The sequence below is a fragment of the Lysinibacillus composti genome (assembly GCF_016908465.1).
Classification (GTDB): domain Bacteria; phylum Bacillota; class Bacilli; order Bacillales_A; family Planococcaceae; genus Ureibacillus; species Ureibacillus composti_A.
Genome location: NZ_JAFBDY010000003.1, coordinates 117,131 through 134,121, shown reverse-complemented (window position 1 = coordinate 134,121; position 16,991 = coordinate 117,131). Strand labels below are relative to the sequence as shown.

The following is a 16,991-nucleotide window of genomic DNA, read 5'->3' as shown; positions in this document are numbered from 1 at the left end:
CGAAATACGTAGATTTATAGTTTGATTGATAACAATTTGTAATATTATCGCTACTAATCAGTGTTATAATGGAACATGGAAAAAATATAGATTCATAGAACTTAGGTGAGTTAGTTAATGATCGAAATGAATAATGTTTATAAAAAATACCCCAATGGTGTAGTTGCAGCCAATGGAATTACAGTAGATATAAGGCAAGGAGAATTTGTTTATGTTGTTGGACCAAGTGGAGCTGGGAAATCAACATTTATTAAATTAATGTATCGTGAAGAAAAACCAACATCAGGTGATGTCATCATTAATGGTACAAATCTTACAAAGTTAAAAAATAATCAAGTGCCTTTTTTACGCCGCCAATTAGGTGTAGTATTCCAGGATTTTAAGTTATTACCAAGATTGACAGTATATGAAAATGTAGCATTTGCACTTGAAGTTATTGAAGAACATCCGAAGCAAATTCGTAAAAGAGTAATGGACGTGTTAGAGCTTGTAGGGCTGAAGCATAAAGTTCGAATGTTGCCAAGTGAACTTTCTGGTGGGGAACAGCAACGTGTTTCTATTGCACGCTCGATTGTGAATATGCCGAAAGTAGTCATCGCAGACGAACCAACAGGTAACTTGGATCCTGAAACTTCATGGGAAATCATGAATATATTTGAAGAAATTAATACGATGGGCACAACAATTGTGATGGCAACACATAACCGTGAAATTGTAAATACAATCCGAAAACGTGTTATTGCAATTGAAGGCGGCTTGATTGTCCGTGATGTTAACGGAGGTGACTACGGTTATGAGGGGTAGAACCATTCAACGACACTTCCGAGAAAGTTTAAAGTCCTTAACTCGTAATGGCTGGATGACTTTTGCATCCATAAGTGCTGTAACAGTGACGCTATTACTTGTTGGTGTGTTTGCGATTATTATGATGAACCTCAATAAAGTAGCGGATGACATTGAAAATGATGTGGAAATCCGTGTTTTAATTGATATCATCGAAAATCAAGATGAAGCAAAAACAGCAGAAAGTAAATTACAAAAAGAGATTAAGAGTTTAAAAGGTGTAGAAACGGTTGTTTATTCATCGAAAGAAGATGAACTCGATCTATTAATTAAAGATTTTGGTGAAGATTTAAGTTTATTTGAACAAAGTAATCCGTTACACAATGTATTGTATGTAAAAGCAGCAAACCCACAAGAAACTGCAAAAATTGCTGAGAAAATTAAGAAATTGGACAATACATATGATGTGATCTATGGCGAAGGAAAAGTTGAAAAGTTATTTAGCTTCTTAAATACAAGCCGAAATGTTGGTTTAGTACTTATTTTAGGATTGCTTTTCACCGCGATTTTCTTAATTTCAAATACTATTCGTATTACGATTATTGCACGTAGAGATGAAATTGAAATTATGAAACTTGTTGGGGCAACCAACTCATTTGTTCGAATTCCTTTCGTATTAGAAGGGGCATGGCTTGGAATTTTAGGTTCAGTCATTCCAATGACATTTGTTACAATCGCTTACTACAATATCCATAAGATAATAGCACCAAAATTAAAAGGTGAGTTATTACAACTTCTTGATATCAGTCCATTAATCTATCAAGTTAATGCATTAATCTTATTGCTTGGTCTATTCATTGGAGTATGGGGAAGCTTTATGTCAGTTCGTAAGTTCTTAAAGATATAATTGAAATTAGATACACAACCCATTCATCTAATATTGTCGGATTCTTTAGAAGGATTATTGTTGAAAAACATGCAAAAAGTCTTACCATGATCAATTCAACAAAGCAAAGTAAACGATTGTATGAATTGGAGAATCTGTCTTGATAAGTTGAAAGGAGTCCTGATTGTTGAAGAAAATATCGAAAAAACCGATTCAACTATTCGCCGCACTAATAGCGACTTTACTGATTGTTCAAGTGCCAAGTGCATATGCAGCGAATTTGTCTGATTTAAAAGAGAAAAAAAATGAAGTCGATCATCAAAAAGATGTATTAAATAGTGAAATTAATAAAAAGTCAGGTGAGATTAAAACAATTAAAGGAAAGCAAGATCAATTGCTTTCACAAATTACAAAGCTTGGCGATAAAATTACTCAAACAAATGGTCAAATCAATTCTGTTGTAGGTGAAATTAATACTGCAAATGATGAGATTGCTAAATTACAAAAGCAAATCAAAGAACTTCAAGAGAAAATTGATCAACGAGATGCATTATTAGAAGATCGTGCACGTGCTATTCAAGCAGGTGGTTCTATTAGCTATATCGATGTGCTATTAGGAGCAAATAGTTTCGTAGATTTCATTGACCGATTCTCTGCTGTTAACACATTGATGGAAGCGGATCGAAAAATTATGCAAGACCAAAAAGAAGATAAAAAATCTTTAGAGGAACAAAAGTTAGTACTAGAAAATACAAAGAAAAAGCTTGAAAACAAACAAGCGGAACTTCAAAGATTAAAATCTTCATTAAGTTCTCAAAAAGCTGCAAAGAATCAATTAGTTAAACAACTCGAGGCAGAGCAAGCTAAACTTGCAAAAGAGAAAACATTATTAGAAGAAGAGTATTCTGAGTATCTTGATATCAGCCAAGATTTACAATCGCAAATTGAAGCTGAGCAACAACGTCAACTAGAAGCTGCTCGTCAAATTGAACGCCAACGCCAGCAACAGCAACAACAACAACAAAGTGGTGGAAGTCAAGCGGTTGGGAATTTACCAACATCTTCATCTGGCTTTATGAAACCAACAAATGGCGTTTTAACAAGCCCTTATGGATGGCGTAATCTTGGTTATGGTCCAGAATTCCATTATGGTGTTGACCTAGCCAATAGCGCTGGAACACCTATTATTGCATCAGCGGACGGTGTCGTTTCCTATGCAGGAGTTTTAGGAACTTATGGGAATGTCATTATGATTACTCACTCAATCAATGGTCAAATTTATACAACTCTTTATGCACATTTAAGTTCGTATAATGTAAGTGTCGGAACAACAGTTGCACAAGGTGAAAAGGTTGCCAATATGGGAACTACAGGCCGTTCAACAGGTCCACATTTACACTTCGAAGTTCATATTGGTACTTGGAGAGGCCAAACTGCAGGAGTTCAAAATCCATTAAATTATATTTCTCTATAAAACATAAAAGCAGGTTGTGATGCATAATAGCATCCAGCCTGCTTTTATTATTGAATCAATTGACGGATTCACACAACCATATGACAACCAAGTTATGGTATTATGTATGCATGAAAATAGTAAATTACCGACAGAATGGTTCGTTCGCGGAGGTTATCTACCCATGAAAAAAGGCATTGGCTTGCTCATAGTGATCGCATTAATTGCGATCATGGTTGGAAGTTACATAAAAAAACAAATCGAGGCAAGTGAAGAAATTAATGATTATGCTCTCGGTTATGAAATGGATATTGAAAATAATGAATCCGGTGTTAAAAAAGGGCAAATTGCTCCTGATTTTACATTGAGTACTTTATCAGGTGAAACGGTCACTTTATCAGAGTTAAAAGGTAAAAAAGTAATTTTAAATTTCTGGGCTACTTGGTGCCCTCCTTGTAAAAAAGAGATGCCCCATTTGCAAGATTATTATGATGATTATGCCGAAGAAGAAAATGTTGAAATTGTCGGTGTAAACTTAACATATTCTGATGGTTCACTTGATAATATTCAAAAATTTGTTGATAGTTATAAGCTAACATTCCCTATTCTATTAATGGAAGAGGAAGGGGTTAATCAAACCTATCAAGTATTAACTATTCCATCAACATTTATGATTGATACAGAAGGCCGCATTCAGCGTCATATAGTTGGCCCGTTAGATCAAGAGGCGTTAAGTCATTACGTAAAAGAGTTAAATTAACGTGATAGTTTTGTAAAATAAGAAATTAAATCAAAAATTCGGCTTTGTGCAAGTATTAGGAGCTCTTGTTTTTTCATAGATTGAACGAGAGGAGGGATACGGTTGCGAAAGAGCCGAATTTTTTTAGGATTAGCGGTGATTTGTATAATTGCTGCTTCTTTTATAATTTGGAAAAGTTGGGGATCAGCTGAAAAGGAACAAACAAAAGGAAGTTCTTCTTTTCCTGTCATTGACCAAGCCTATTCATTAATCACTGAAAAATCGGTATACGGGCCTAAAGAAGACGTATTAATCGAAGGGGCATTAAGAGGAATGGCGAATGCCATTAAAGATCCATACAGCACGTATTATACGGAAAAGGAAGCCGCACTTCATAGACAGACTTTAGCAGGACAAAGAGTTGGAATTGGTATTGAGATTACTGAAAAAAATGGGAAGTTTATCGTCGTATCGCCAGTAAAATCTTCTCCTGCTGAAAAAGCAGGCATTCGTCCGAACGATGAAATTGTACAAGTTGATAAAGAGCGTGTAGAAGGAAAAACATTAGGCGAATTATTACAATTAATTCAAGGCGAGGCGGGCGAAAAAATATCATTAGTGTTATATCGCCCAAGTACTGAGCGTCATATAAAAGTGACGTTAGAGCGCGCAGAGATTAATAATAAGACAGTCTCAGCAAAAGTATTAAAAGTAGAGGATACAGAGGTAGGCTATGTATCTATTTCAATGTTCGGTGAAAAAACCGCACAAGAATGGGTTGATGCTACAAAGCAACTCCTATCTCAGGATATTGAAGGAATCATTGTTGACTTACGCGATAATCCAGGTGGATATTTACATAGTGTCGCGGCAGTCGTAAGTAGTCTTGAAGACTCAGGAGAAACATTTGCATATATGCAAAATGGTGAGGGTGCAACGGAAGCTTTAAAGACATCACCTTTAGAAGGTATTGAAAAAACGTACCTAGAAAAAATGAGAAAACTCCCACTAGTACTTCTTCAAAATGATGGCAGTGCTTCTGCAAGTGAAGTGATGGCAGGTGCTGTGAAAAGCTGGAATCGTGCAACTCTCGTTGGAGTAAATAGCTTTGGTAAGGGGACAGTTCAAGAAACATGGGATTTACAAAATGGTGGGGAATTAAAACTCTCTACAAATAAATGGCTTACACCAAAAAGAGAATGGATTCACGGAGTAGGAATTCCTGCAGATATAGAAGTGGAGCAACATCCGCTATTTGCTCTAGAAGTTCTTCCTCTAAGAGGAGATTTTGAAGAAGGTACCTTTAGTGAAGAAATTGCCTATGTACAAAAAGTATTAAACGGACTAGGTTACGATGTGAATCGAACAGATGGATTCTTTGATGACCAGACTGCTGATGCAGTGAATCAGTATCGTGAAAAAAATGAGTTGCGTACTGGAGCAGTAATGGACGAAGAGTTCTTTGAAAGTATTCGAAAACAGGTTATTGCATATAAGGAAGATGTTGAACATGATTTGCAACTCCAAATGGGGGTCAGCGTCTTAATGCATAAAATTGACGGTGATTTAAAATAATCAAATCATTAAAACTTAATGTTTCTAATCAATCAATCTGGGAGAAATCGTTCTTTTTGTACTACCGCTACTATTACTTCGTTTGATACAATTATAGTAGTTAAGTAGTTTACAGGCGGTGGAAGAATGAACATTGAAATAGTGAAAGAAATTGTGTTGGGAATAGGAAGAATGTTTCTAAATCCCATTCTTTATGTAGCGATTTTCATGGCAATATATTTAGGTTATCGTCGTGTAAAGCGTGAAAGGAAATATTTTAATATAAGAATTTTATGGGGCTGGTCAGAGACAATTGGGTTAATAAAAGAAGGTCTATTATGGTCCTTTGTGATTTCGATCATCACAATTGTCTTTGGATTAGCCATGCCGATTGATTTCTTATACTTAGTTTCAATCGCTAGTCTAATAGGTCTTGTATTGTATGTATTTCATTTCCTTTCACCGATCGTAATAGGGGCGGTTGGGTTAGTTGCATTTTATCTTATGGACAACCAAAACTGGTCAATTAACTTGTTCGGAATTCATATTCAAGGCATTGATGTGTTTGGAGGGACAGTCGTTTCAATCTCGATTGTTGTAGGTTTACTATTAGTTGCAGAAGGTCTCTTAATCAAAAAGTCTGGAGCTAATTTTGCCTCACCTATGATTGAGAATACGAAGCGTGGAAAGAGGGCAGTAGCTTTTCTTAGTAAAAAACTTTGGTTATTGCCTATTTTTCTCATCGTTCCAGGTAATTCACTTCAAGCATATTTTCCTTGGTGGCCTCAAATCTCGTTGGGTTCCAATGAATTCTCGCTTGTTCTTTTCCCAGTGATCGTAGGGTTTCAACAAATGGCTCGTAACACATTACCTGCCTATCTATTCCCTAAATTGGGTCGTTCAGTAATCCTACTTGGATTGCTTGTGACGATAGGCGGATTAGTTGCATACTTCCAACCGATTGTAGGGTTAGTTACTGTTATGGTCGGGGCGATTCTCAGATTGTGGATCTCTGTTGTCTATGCAATTCGTGAAAGAAAAGCTGTCTATGCTGTTTCTGCAAAATCAAATGGCGCAATGATTGCAGCGGTGTTACCAGATTCACCGGCAGAAAAGATGGGACTAGTTGCTGGAGAGATCATTCGAAAAGTGAATGGAGTACAAGTGCATAACGAACATGAATTATATGAAGCATTACAAATTAATGCAGCACATTGTCGATTAGAAGTACTGAATCATGAAAACGAAATTCGACTTACTCAACATGTTGTTTATAGTGATGATCATTATAAAATTGGCATCCTATTAGCAGATGCATAGTTTACTTTAGAATTCGTTAGATAAGTAATAAGAAAGGCGATGCAAATCAATTTGCATCGCCTTTTTATATGCAGAAATGTCTATGTAAAATTCCGTATAATAGCCATTGTCACAACACCAATCACAACAGTAATCGATAAACTCTTTGTTTTAATAGCAACTAATAATGTTGGGATAAATGCACAAACATTTACCCAGTTTAATGTAACAAACTTTCCTTCTGAATTGATTAAAGATTCGATTACAAGTGCACTTAAAATGCATACAGGGATATAGGCTAACCAGCGTAATACGATATTAGGTAACTTGACATTACGAACTAACATAAAAGGAAATATTCTAGGAAGCCATGTAACAAGGGCACATCCTAGAATAATTAACACCATTGCTACTGTCGTTGTCATTTTTCAGTCACCACCCCAATACTAGCCACGATGACTGTTGCAATTAGAACCGCTAAATGTCCTGGAAGGAAGTATGAAAGTATGTACATGATGATCGCCATCCAACCAATCAGTTTTAAATAATGCATAAGCTTGTTTTTGCCGACATCAACTAGGTTTAAAACTAGTAATGCTACAAACATAGCAACAAGTGCAAAATCTAAGCCCAAACCTTGCGCGTCCGGTAACCACTTACCAACTAGTCCCCCAATTGTACAAGAGGCGATCCATGTTAAATACGCGGTTAAATTTAAGCCGTCCATCCAATTTCCATCTAGTCGATTTTCTTTTGATAGTTTTGTTACGGCAACACCAAACGTTTCATCCGTCAATAATGTCCCAAAACCAATATTACGTAAAGATGAGTAACGAGTAAGATGAGGGGCAACTGTAAATGACATAAGAACATGACGCAAATTTACAATAAAGGTTGTAATGATGATGACCGAAACTGGAGCACCTGCAACATATAAACCACAAAAGATAAATTGCGCAGAACCCGCATAAACAAGTACAGATAAAAGGAAAATTTCTAATACAGAAAGGTTAGATGTGATCCCGATTACCCCAAAAGCTAATCCAATACTTATATAACCAAGTAAGGTTGGAAGACAATCTTTTACACCTTGAAAAAACGTATGCTCATGGATTGATTGGTCCACTTTTGTCTGGATTTCCAATAGTTTCGAGTCCTTTCTACAATTATTGATTTGATTTACTAAAAAGCCAATTTTGAAACCATTAAATTACAAAAAACGTTCTACTTATAAAGGATGATTAATGATTCATTATAGCAAATACAAAGTTTAGTCAACATTTAGTCGACCATTACAAAGGGTCTTCAGCTATAATAATATAAAGGTAAAATTTAACTTCATTAAATGTCTTTTATATTATACATTTGTACATTTAAATAAACAATAGGATGATGATAAATATTGGAAAACATGAGTCGGAATATTGGATATCAATTAAAAAAAATACGTTCTAAGCGGAGTTTAAGTTTAGATGATGTTGCCAAAGCTACTAATGTAAGTAAAGCCCAATTAGCTCAGATTGAAAAGGGGGAAGCAAACCCTACTGTCTCAACTATTTGGAAAATTGCGGCTGGTTTACGCATTTCATTTTCTTCCTTATTACAACCACCTAAAGAACAATTTAAAAAATACGATAGTAATTCTACTACATATGTTGCTGAAAATGACGGAAAATATCGTGTGTACTCCATCATTCCATATGACCCAGAACGAGGTTGGGAATTTTACAAAGTTGAGATGGACTCTGGTGTTGTGCATAAAAGCGATGCACATACAGAAGGTGTAGAAGAAACCATTACAGTCATTAAAGGACAAGTTATCATTAGATCAGGAGGGATGGAGGAACACTTGAAAGAAGGCGAAACACTCGTGTTTTCTGGCCATCTATTACATCAATATGAAAATCCAACAAATGACTTAACGATACTACATTTAATTTTACAATACAAATAGAGGTGGTACTTGTGCACGATTGGTTTACAGTTGAAAACATAGAATCATTAGCAGAACAATATCGGACACTTGGGCCATTGATTGGGATTCTTCTTCCTTTTCTAGAAGCATTTTTATCATTTTTCCCTCTTATAGTAATCGTTGTAGCAAATGCAAGTTCATTTGGTTTATGGTTTGGATTCCTACTATCATGGATAGGAGCGGTATTAGGTTCATATGCTGTCTTTCTAGTTGTCCGTAGATTCGGAAAACATCCACGTTTTAAAGTATTTGTAGAGAAAGAAAGAGTACAAAAGCTCATAAAATGGGTTGATATGAGAGGCTTAAGCCCGCTTTTTATTTTTATTTGTTTACCATTTACTCCGTCGGTACTTGTAAATTTGGTGGCCGGATTATCTCATATTAAGAAAAAGTATTATCTATTTGTACTTATGGCAGGTAAGTTTGTCATGATTTTAAGTATAAGCGTATTAGGTTACGATTTACGTGACTTATTAACTAGTCCAGTGAAGCTAATTTCAGCTGGCGTGGGGATCGTTCTATTATGGGTCATTGGAAAAACGATTGAAAAGCGATTAAATAAGCGAGTGGAACATGATTTAAAAAATAGCGCAAGTGAACAAAAGAAACACATGAAAATATCTATTCATAAGTAGTAATTTCGCGTCTCAGCTCCGTGTTGAGGCGTTTTTTTAAATTGCGTAAGAAAGTTTAAATTTTTGAACAGTGTCTAGCTTCGGCGGCTACACCCTCGAGGTCACTTCGACAATACCAGCGAAGGCAAAAAGCGCCTTCACCGGTTGCCTCCGAAGTACATGGATGTACGAGTGCCGACAATGCGACAGGACGTCGAGTTTTGTCGGCCAGTGCTTGTCGGGTGTGGACCAGCCGCCTCCGCTTTTCTTCTGGAAAATTTTCTCCAAGACACGAACAAATATTCTAGTGTAAAATAGAAGTACTAACAAGTGAAAAGGGGGATTAGTATGTCATTGCGAATTATCAGCGGTAGAGCTGGTTCAGGAAAAACATCACTTATTCACCGTGAAATCGTAGAAGAATTAAAAACGAAGCCATTTGGACCACCTATTTATTTAATTGTTCCTGACCAAATGTCATATCAAGCCGAGTATATATTAACAAATCGTTATGATATAAAAGGAATGATTCGTGCGCAAGTATTAACGTTTAAACGTTTAGCGTGGTATATACTGCAAGAAACTGGTGGAATCACAAAAGATAAAATCGATAAAATCGGTTATCGTATGCTAATCCGGCGCCTATTAGAGGAAAATAAAGATCAATTCTCTCTTTTTAAACAAGCAGCCGATAAACGAGGGTTTACGGAAGAAGTCGAACAGTTAATTAAAGAATTTAGCCAGTACAATATTGATAGTGTGGCATTAAAAGACGCCATTACGAAATTGGAAGAAAAGTCAGCCCCTCATACTTTAATATCAAAATCAAAAGATTTACATATTATTTTATCGGAGATTGAAGAACAATTAGGTGACCGATATGTGGATGGGGATGGTCTCTTTCCAGTTTTAGTTGAGCAACTTCCCAACTCAGAAAAGTTAAAGGAAGCTCATATTTATATTGATGGATTCACAGCATTTACAGTTCGAGAGTTCGATATTGTTAGACAATTAATGGCAATTGCTAAACGTGTAACTGTTGTTTTACCTTTTGAAGATGAAAACGATAAAGACGATGAACAAGCATTATTCCATCGCGCGTCTGTAATGTACGACAAACTAATGCAAGAGGCACACAATCTCCAAATTGAAATTGAGGATCGTGAGCATATGTTTGGTACATATCGTTTCCACAATTACGATTTACTTCAAGTAGAGTCTAAATTCCATGTAACTGTACCCCAAACAAGAAAAGCTGAAGGATTCGTACAAATCATGGAGGGGGCAAATCGGCGAGCAGAAATACACGGGATTGCCCGGGAAATATGTCGACTTGTGTTGGAAGAGAATATACGATATCGAGATATTGGGATTATGTATCGTCAAGCAGATGTATATGATCCATTAATCTCAACCATTTTCCCACAATACGATATTCCACTCTTTACGAACGAGAAGAAATCGATGCTTCATCATCCATTAATTGAGTTTAGCCGTTCAATTTTAGAAGTCATCACTTCTAATTGGCAATATGAACCGGTATTTAGAAGTATAAAAACGGATTTATTCTTCCCTATAGGAAGCAGTTTACAAGAAATGAGAGAAAAAGCAGATCGTTTAGAGAACTTTGTTATTGCTCAAGGGATTTATGGATATCGTTGGTTTGAGGATTCTCGGTGGTTTTATAAAAAATACCGTGGACTCGAATTTTCCACGAAGCTTCAGACTGATGACGAACTAGCAATGCAAAAAATCATCAACGAAATGAAAGAGATGGTAAAACAACCTCTTGAAAAATTACAAAATGCTTTAAAGAAAGCACAAACAGGTAAAGACATTGCGTTAGCTCTTTATCAATGTATTGATGATTTAAAAGTTTACGATAAATTAATTGCTTTAAAGGATGCTGAATTAGCTGAACGTGAACTTGATGGGGCTAGTGAGCATGACCAAGCATGGAATCAGTGGATCAATGTGTTAGACCAATTTGTCATTATGTTTGGAGATCAAAAAATGACAGTGGAAGAAGCCGCAAAAATCCTAGATGAAGGATATGATACGCTTCAATTTTCTAATATTCCCCCTTCAGTTGATGAAGTAACGGTATCTACTGTAGAATACGCACGTTTTGACAATATGAAAGTCGTATTTGTAATCGGGGTAAATGATGGAGTTTATCCAAAGCGTATGGATTATGAAGGATTAATTACTGATATTGAACGAGGTTGGTTTGCAGGAATTGATACAGAGTTATCGCCTACATCTAAACATCGTTTACTTCAAGAAGCATTTTTAATTTATCGTGCTTTTTCATCACCGACGGACCGACTTTATGTAACCTATGCAAGTTCTGATGAGGAAAGTAAAGCCTTGCTTCCATCCCTCTATATCAATCGTCTACATCAATTATTTGAGGTAGATGGCGTAAAGACTTTACCGCATAAGCGAGTGTTGATTGACCCAGCAGAGGAATTAGAACATGACAATGTGTTCCCTTACTTGATGCATCCAAGAACATCTTTGGCTTTCTTAATGATGCAATTAAGACAAGCGCATTATTCGAATGAACTAGATCCTGAATGGGTTGCCTTAAAAAGCTTTTATGAACGAGATGAAAAATGGAAGCCTGTTATGCAATCGGTAATGCGTCCATTAGAAAAGAAAAACGTTGCAGAAAAATTAGCGGAGGAAATCACAGAAGAGTTATATGGAACAGAATTAACTTCAAGTGTTTCACGCATTGAAAAGTTCTTCCGCTGTCCTTTCTCGCATTTCACGACTTATGGATTGCACTTAGAAGAACGCGCACAATATCGACTTGAAAACTTTGCGATGGGGGATCTTTTCCATGAAGCTTTAAAGTGGATTACACTTGAGACGAAACGTCAAGGAATTCAATGGAACCGATTATCACCTAGAGAGTGTGCTGCGCTTGCACGCCAAGCAGTAGAACAAATTGTTCCTGTATTCTCTCATCAGATTTTATTAAGTAGTGCACGCTATCGATATATTCAACGAAAATTAATTCGAATCGTAGAACGAACATTGATTGCCTTAACACAACATGCAAAGGTTTCGCATTTTAAACCACTTGCAATTGAAGCATCTTTTGGACCAGGCAAAGATGAACAATTGCCACCACTTGAAATTGATTTGCAGGGTGGTCGCAAAATGAAATTGCGTGGGCGTATTGACCGAATTGATAGTGCTCAAATTGGCAATCAATCATATTTGCGTGTCATTGACTATAAATCTTCTAGCCGTGACTTAGATTTAAATGAATTGTATTACGGTTTATCGCTACAATTACTAACGTATTTGGATGTTGCCGTGGAGAATGCGAATTACTGGTTAGGACACGATGCAGAGCCAGCTGGTGTACTTTATGTGCATGTTCATAATCCGATTTTGAAAATCGAGCAGGAATTAAATGAAATGGATTTAGATCTTGAACGAATGAAAAAGTATAAAATGAAGGGTCTTCTCATGGAAGATTCGGACTCGCTCATTGCCATGGATGAGGAACTAGAACAAGGGGGAAGCTCAAAAATTATCCCTGTTTATTTAAAAAAGGATGGGTCAACATCTGAATCTAAATCCCGTGTTGTACCACGTGTGGCAATGTCCCAATTGAAAAATTTTGTGCGACAAAAACATCAAGAAGCAGGAAATGCCATTTTGAGTGGGGATACTGCCATTCAACCATATCGTTTAAAAGGGAGAACTGCATGTGATTACTGTAGCTTTAAGTCTGTTTGTCAGTTCGACCCAACAGATCAAGAACAACAATATTTAAATTTAAAAGCAGACAAACCAGCAAATATTGTCGGCAAAATACGTGAGGAGTTGAAATGTAAGAATGGCGTTATCGATTCCAACTAAAGGTCCCGATGTTACGTGGACGGATGAGCAATGGAAAGCGATCTGGGCAACAGGTCAAGATACGCTTGTCTCAGCGGCAGCTGGTTCCGGAAAAACGGCTGTCCTCATTAATCGAATGATTGAAAAAGTCATTTCAGAAGATAATCCAATTGATGTGGACGAGCTGCTTGTTGTGACTTTTACCAATGCTTCAGCTGCAGAAATGCGTCACCGTATGGCAGAAGCGCTTGAAAAAGAAATTGCAAAAAATCCACAAAATCAACATTTAAGACGTCAATTAAGTCTAGTGAATAAAGCGCAAATTTCAACTCTACACTCATTTTGTTTGTCGATTGTAAAACAATACGCTTATCTCATTGATATCGACCCTGGATTCCGAATTGCAAACGAGGGAGAATCTGCGTTACTTCGTGATGATGTGTTAGCTGAAGTATTAGAAGCTGCTTATGACCAAGAAGATGAAGAAAAAGTAAATGCCGTATACCGATTAGTTGATAGTTTTACTTCTGATCGTGATGATCAAGCGATTGAAATATTGATTGATAAATTATATGAAATGTCACGTGTCCACCCAGAACCAACTAAATGGTTACGTTCACTTCCAGAGCAATATGATTTACCAGAAAATATTACAGTCGATGATTTACCCTTTATTGAACCATTGAAAAAGGCAATCAAATTTAGCTTAGAGGAAGCCTTGGCCCACATTCAAGAAGTAAGACAATACGCATTGAAACCAGATGGACCAGCGCCATATGCTGAAACAGCAGAATTAGATTTTGGTCTTATTCAAGAAGCCATTCGCCGAATTGACAACTGTTCTTGGCAAGAAATCTATGATTATTTTGTGACATTAAAATGGGCAAGATTAGCAAGCGTAAAAAAAGATAGTTGTGACCCTGATTTACAAGAAAAGGCGAAGAAAAAACGTGAACAAGCAAAAAAAGTGATGACTACTATAAAAGATTCATTTTTCGCTCGTAAACCTGAGCGTTTATTGGTTGAAATCCGTCTGATGGCACCGATGATTTCTACATTAGTTGAGTTAACTGAACGATTTGGGGAACGATTTACAACCGCAAAACTTGAACGTGGTTTAGTTGACTTTTCCGATTTGGAACATTTTGCTTTACAAATTTTAACCGAAGAAGCAGATGGAATACTTGTTCCTTCTCAAGTCGCTAAAGATTTCCAACAGCGCTTTAAAGAAGTACTTGTCGATGAATATCAGGATACAAATAATTTGCAAGAAACGATTTTGCAGCTCGTGAAAAGTGGGAATGAAGCAAACGGGAATATGTTTATGGTTGGTGACGTAAAACAATCCATTTACCGATTCCGACTTGCAGAACCAATGCTGTTCTTAAACAAATATAATCAGTTTGAAGAAGAGCCTGAACAAAATGGGTTGAGAATTGATTTAAATGCGAACTTCCGTAGTCGCCAAGAAGTATTACAAGGGACAAACTTTGTTTTCGAACAGATTATGGGTGAAACCGTCGGGGAAATTGATTACGACGAAAAAGCGGGCTTAAAACCAGGGGCTCCCTATAATGAAGCCGAAATGCCAATTGAACTGACGATTCTTCATGAGGAACAAGAAGACGATCATGAACAAGACGAAACCGATGAAGAAATTGAAGCAATGGATCTCGTCATTGAAGAAGAAATTAAGAAATCACAGCAAGAAGCCAGATATATTATTATGAGAATTCGTGAACTGATTGACAGTGGTGCAACAGTTTATAATGCAAAAGAAAAAGAACGGGCAAAACGAGAAAGACCAATGCGCTACAGCGATATCGTAATCTTAATGCGCTCCATGACTTGGTCGAGTGATTTAGTTGAGGAATTTAAAGCAGCAGGCATTCCGCTTTACGCAGAGTCTTCTAAAGGATATTTTGAGGCATTAGAAGTAATGGTCATGCTAAATGTATTAAAAATAGTGGATAACCCGTATCAAGATATTCCACTTGCTTCAGTATTACGTGCACCATTTGTGGGGTTAACAGAAAATGAACTAGCACAAGTTCGATTAACAAATAAAAAAGCAGCTTTTTATGATGCGCTTAAAGAATTTGTAATGGAAGAAAAATCAGGACTTACTCATCAAACAGCGCAAAAACTCCAAACGTTTTTACAGCAATTAGAGACTTGGCGAAATCTTGCACGACGCGGTTCGTTATCTGATTTAATTTGGAAAATTTACATTGATACAAATTACTATGAAATGGTTGGGGCAATGGCGAATGGGAAACAGCGCCAGGCCAATTTGCGAACACTCCATGATCGAGCCTTAATGTATGAAAAAACGTCATTCCGAGGTTTATTTAGATTTTTACGCTTTATTGATCGTATGCGTTCACGCGGTGATGATTTAGGGGTAGCAAAAGCAATTGGAGAGAAAGATAATGTTGTTCGACTCGAAACGATTCACTCATCCAAAGGGTTAGAATATCCGGTTGTTTTCGTTGCAGGACTTGGTAGAAGCTTTAATCAAATGGACTTTAATAACCCTTATTTATTTGATCAACAATTTGGACTTGCCGTTAAAGCCATTGACCCTGACAACAGAATCATGTATACGTCATTGCCATTTCTTGCAATGAAAGAGAAGAAAATTCTCGAAATGAAAGCGGAAGAAATGCGTGTTTTATATGTTGCCATGACACGTGCAAAAGAACGTTTAATATTAGTTGGTTCAGTAAAAAATTGGGATAAAGTTCGCCAAGCTTGGTGCGAGATGCAAAGTCTTCCACATGAGAGTTTACTTCCAGAGTATTTACGTGCTCGTGCAAAAACCTATTTAGATTGGATTGGACCGGCTGTTGCGAGACACAAATGTTTTAATGAGTTTAGTGAAGAAGACTATAGACCAATAGAACACTTATCAAAATGGAAGATTACCGTTCTTTCAAATGAAACATTCAAGTTCGGTTCTGAAAATGAGACATTAGCTAGTGAATTGAATGTTATGGAACAACAAGTAGACGAGCAGCTTTTGAATGAGTTGACGAAACGGTTTACAACGAAGTATCCATTTTCCAATTCTATTACAAAGAAATCAAAAACAAGTGTTTCTGAAATAAAACGAATTGAAAGTTTACAACGTGATGAGGAACAAGAAACGGCAGTGTTCAATCGACAAAAGTCATCTGCTACGAAACGCCCTCAGTTCCTACAAGAAAAATCCTTATCTGCAACTGAAATTGGAACGGTTGTACATACCGTAATGCAACATGCTCCAAAAGAGGGATTTGCTAATGTAAGAGAGGTAGAGGCATACCTTGAAGCACTTGTAGAGCGTCAATTATTGACGAGTGATGAAATCAAAGTAGTAGAACTAGAAAAAGTATTTAACTTTTTTGCTACCTCGATCGGCAAAAGATTTAGTAGTGCGAAACAATTACTGAGAGAAGTTCCTTTTACATTAAGCATTTCCGATGAAGAAGGAGATTCACAAATTATCCAAGGGATTATTGACTGCTTATTTGAAGATGAGGATGGAAAATGGGTACTCCTAGATTATAAAACGGATAAAGTACTGCCTGGTTTTAAAGAAGAACCAGCGCTAACAAAAGAAATGACAAAACGTTATGGTGTGCAACTTCGTATCTATAGTGAAGCCATTGAAGACATCCTTCAAATTAAGGTTGATGAAAAAATCCTATATTTATATCACGTAGAAAAAGAAATCCAATTAGTGTAGGTGTAGGAAGAAAAGTACTAGTCAAAACGAGGGGGAGACGAATCCTCCTCGTTTTGTTTTTTTATAGTAAAATAGATTTGCAACGTTTATAGATAAA

At 36.6% G+C, this 16,991-nt stretch carries 12 protein-coding genes; 10 read left to right on the top strand and 2 right to left on the bottom strand.

What is annotated here, in order from left to right:
- Positions 1–117 precede the first annotated feature (117 nt).
- The 6 genes from ftsE to JOD29_RS05855 all read left to right on the top strand — a co-directional run bounded on the left by ftsE (position 118) and on the right by JOD29_RS05855 (position 6,735).
- Entirely contained in the window at positions 118–804 is a 687-nt protein-coding gene (gene ftsE / locus JOD29_RS05880) for a cell division ATP-binding protein FtsE (RefSeq protein WP_124763709.1), read from the top strand.
- Positions 794–1,690, top strand: coding sequence for a permease-like cell division protein FtsX (ftsX, locus tag JOD29_RS05875; protein ID WP_124763708.1), 897 nt, complete (start codon positions 794–796; stop codon positions 1,688–1,690). The genes ftsE and ftsX overlap by 11 nt, the downstream gene beginning before the upstream one ends.
- 166 nt (positions 1,691–1,856) lie before the next feature.
- The gene (locus JOD29_RS05870) at positions 1,857–3,143 is read left to right on the top strand and encodes a murein hydrolase activator EnvC family protein (RefSeq protein WP_124763707.1); all 1,287 of its coding nucleotides are present in this window, start codon (positions 1,857–1,859) and stop codon (positions 3,141–3,143) included.
- 19 nt (positions 3,144–3,162) lie between these two features.
- A complete protein-coding gene (locus JOD29_RS05865; RefSeq protein ID WP_338088283.1) occupies positions 3,163–3,882 on the top strand; it encodes a peroxiredoxin family protein in 720 nt (239 codons plus the stop codon).
- Positions 3,883–3,984: 102 nt separating this feature from the next.
- Positions 3,985–5,436 (top strand): S41 family peptidase, encoded by a 1,452-nt coding sequence (locus JOD29_RS05860; RefSeq protein ID WP_124763706.1) that lies wholly within the window; start codon positions 3,985–3,987, stop codon positions 5,434–5,436.
- A gap of 126 nt (positions 5,437–5,562) precedes the next feature.
- Positions 5,563–6,735: a PDZ domain-containing protein gene (locus JOD29_RS05855; RefSeq protein WP_124763705.1), complete on the top strand. Its 1,173-nt coding sequence runs from the start codon at positions 5,563–5,565 to the stop codon at positions 6,733–6,735.
- Positions 6,736–6,815: 80 nt separating this feature from the next.
- Here JOD29_RS05855 and JOD29_RS05850 read toward each other — a convergent pair whose 3' ends face one another.
- On the bottom strand, positions 6,816–7,139 hold the full coding sequence (locus JOD29_RS05850) for an AzlD domain-containing protein (RefSeq protein WP_124763704.1): 324 nt from the start codon (positions 7,137–7,139) through the stop codon (positions 6,816–6,818).
- Positions 7,136–7,858, bottom strand: coding sequence for an AzlC family ABC transporter permease (locus JOD29_RS05845; RefSeq protein ID WP_239585586.1), 723 nt, complete (start codon positions 7,856–7,858; stop codon positions 7,136–7,138). The genes JOD29_RS05850 and JOD29_RS05845 overlap by 4 nt, the downstream gene beginning before the upstream one ends.
- Positions 7,859–8,116: 258 nt before the next feature.
- Between JOD29_RS05845 and JOD29_RS05840 the strand changes: the two genes are divergently transcribed.
- The 4 genes from JOD29_RS05840 to addA all read left to right on the top strand — a co-directional run bounded on the left by JOD29_RS05840 (position 8,117) and on the right by addA (position 16,894).
- On the top strand, positions 8,117–8,668 hold the full coding sequence (locus JOD29_RS05840) for a helix-turn-helix domain-containing protein (RefSeq protein WP_124763703.1): 552 nt from the start codon (positions 8,117–8,119) through the stop codon (positions 8,666–8,668).
- Positions 8,669–8,679: 11 nt separating this feature from the next.
- A complete protein-coding gene (locus tag JOD29_RS05835) occupies positions 8,680–9,324 on the top strand; it encodes a TVP38/TMEM64 family protein (RefSeq protein WP_124763702.1) in 645 nt (214 codons plus the stop codon).
- 327 nt (positions 9,325–9,651) lie between these two features.
- A complete protein-coding gene (gene addB / locus JOD29_RS05830; protein ID WP_124763701.1) occupies positions 9,652–13,185 on the top strand; it encodes a helicase-exonuclease AddAB subunit AddB in 3,534 nt (1,177 codons plus the stop codon).
- The gene (gene addA, locus JOD29_RS05825; protein WP_124763700.1) at positions 13,163–16,894 is read left to right on the top strand and encodes a helicase-exonuclease AddAB subunit AddA; all 3,732 of its coding nucleotides are present in this window, start codon (positions 13,163–13,165) and stop codon (positions 16,892–16,894) included. The genes addB and addA overlap by 23 nt, the downstream gene beginning before the upstream one ends.
- Positions 16,895–16,991 lie beyond the last annotated feature (97 nt).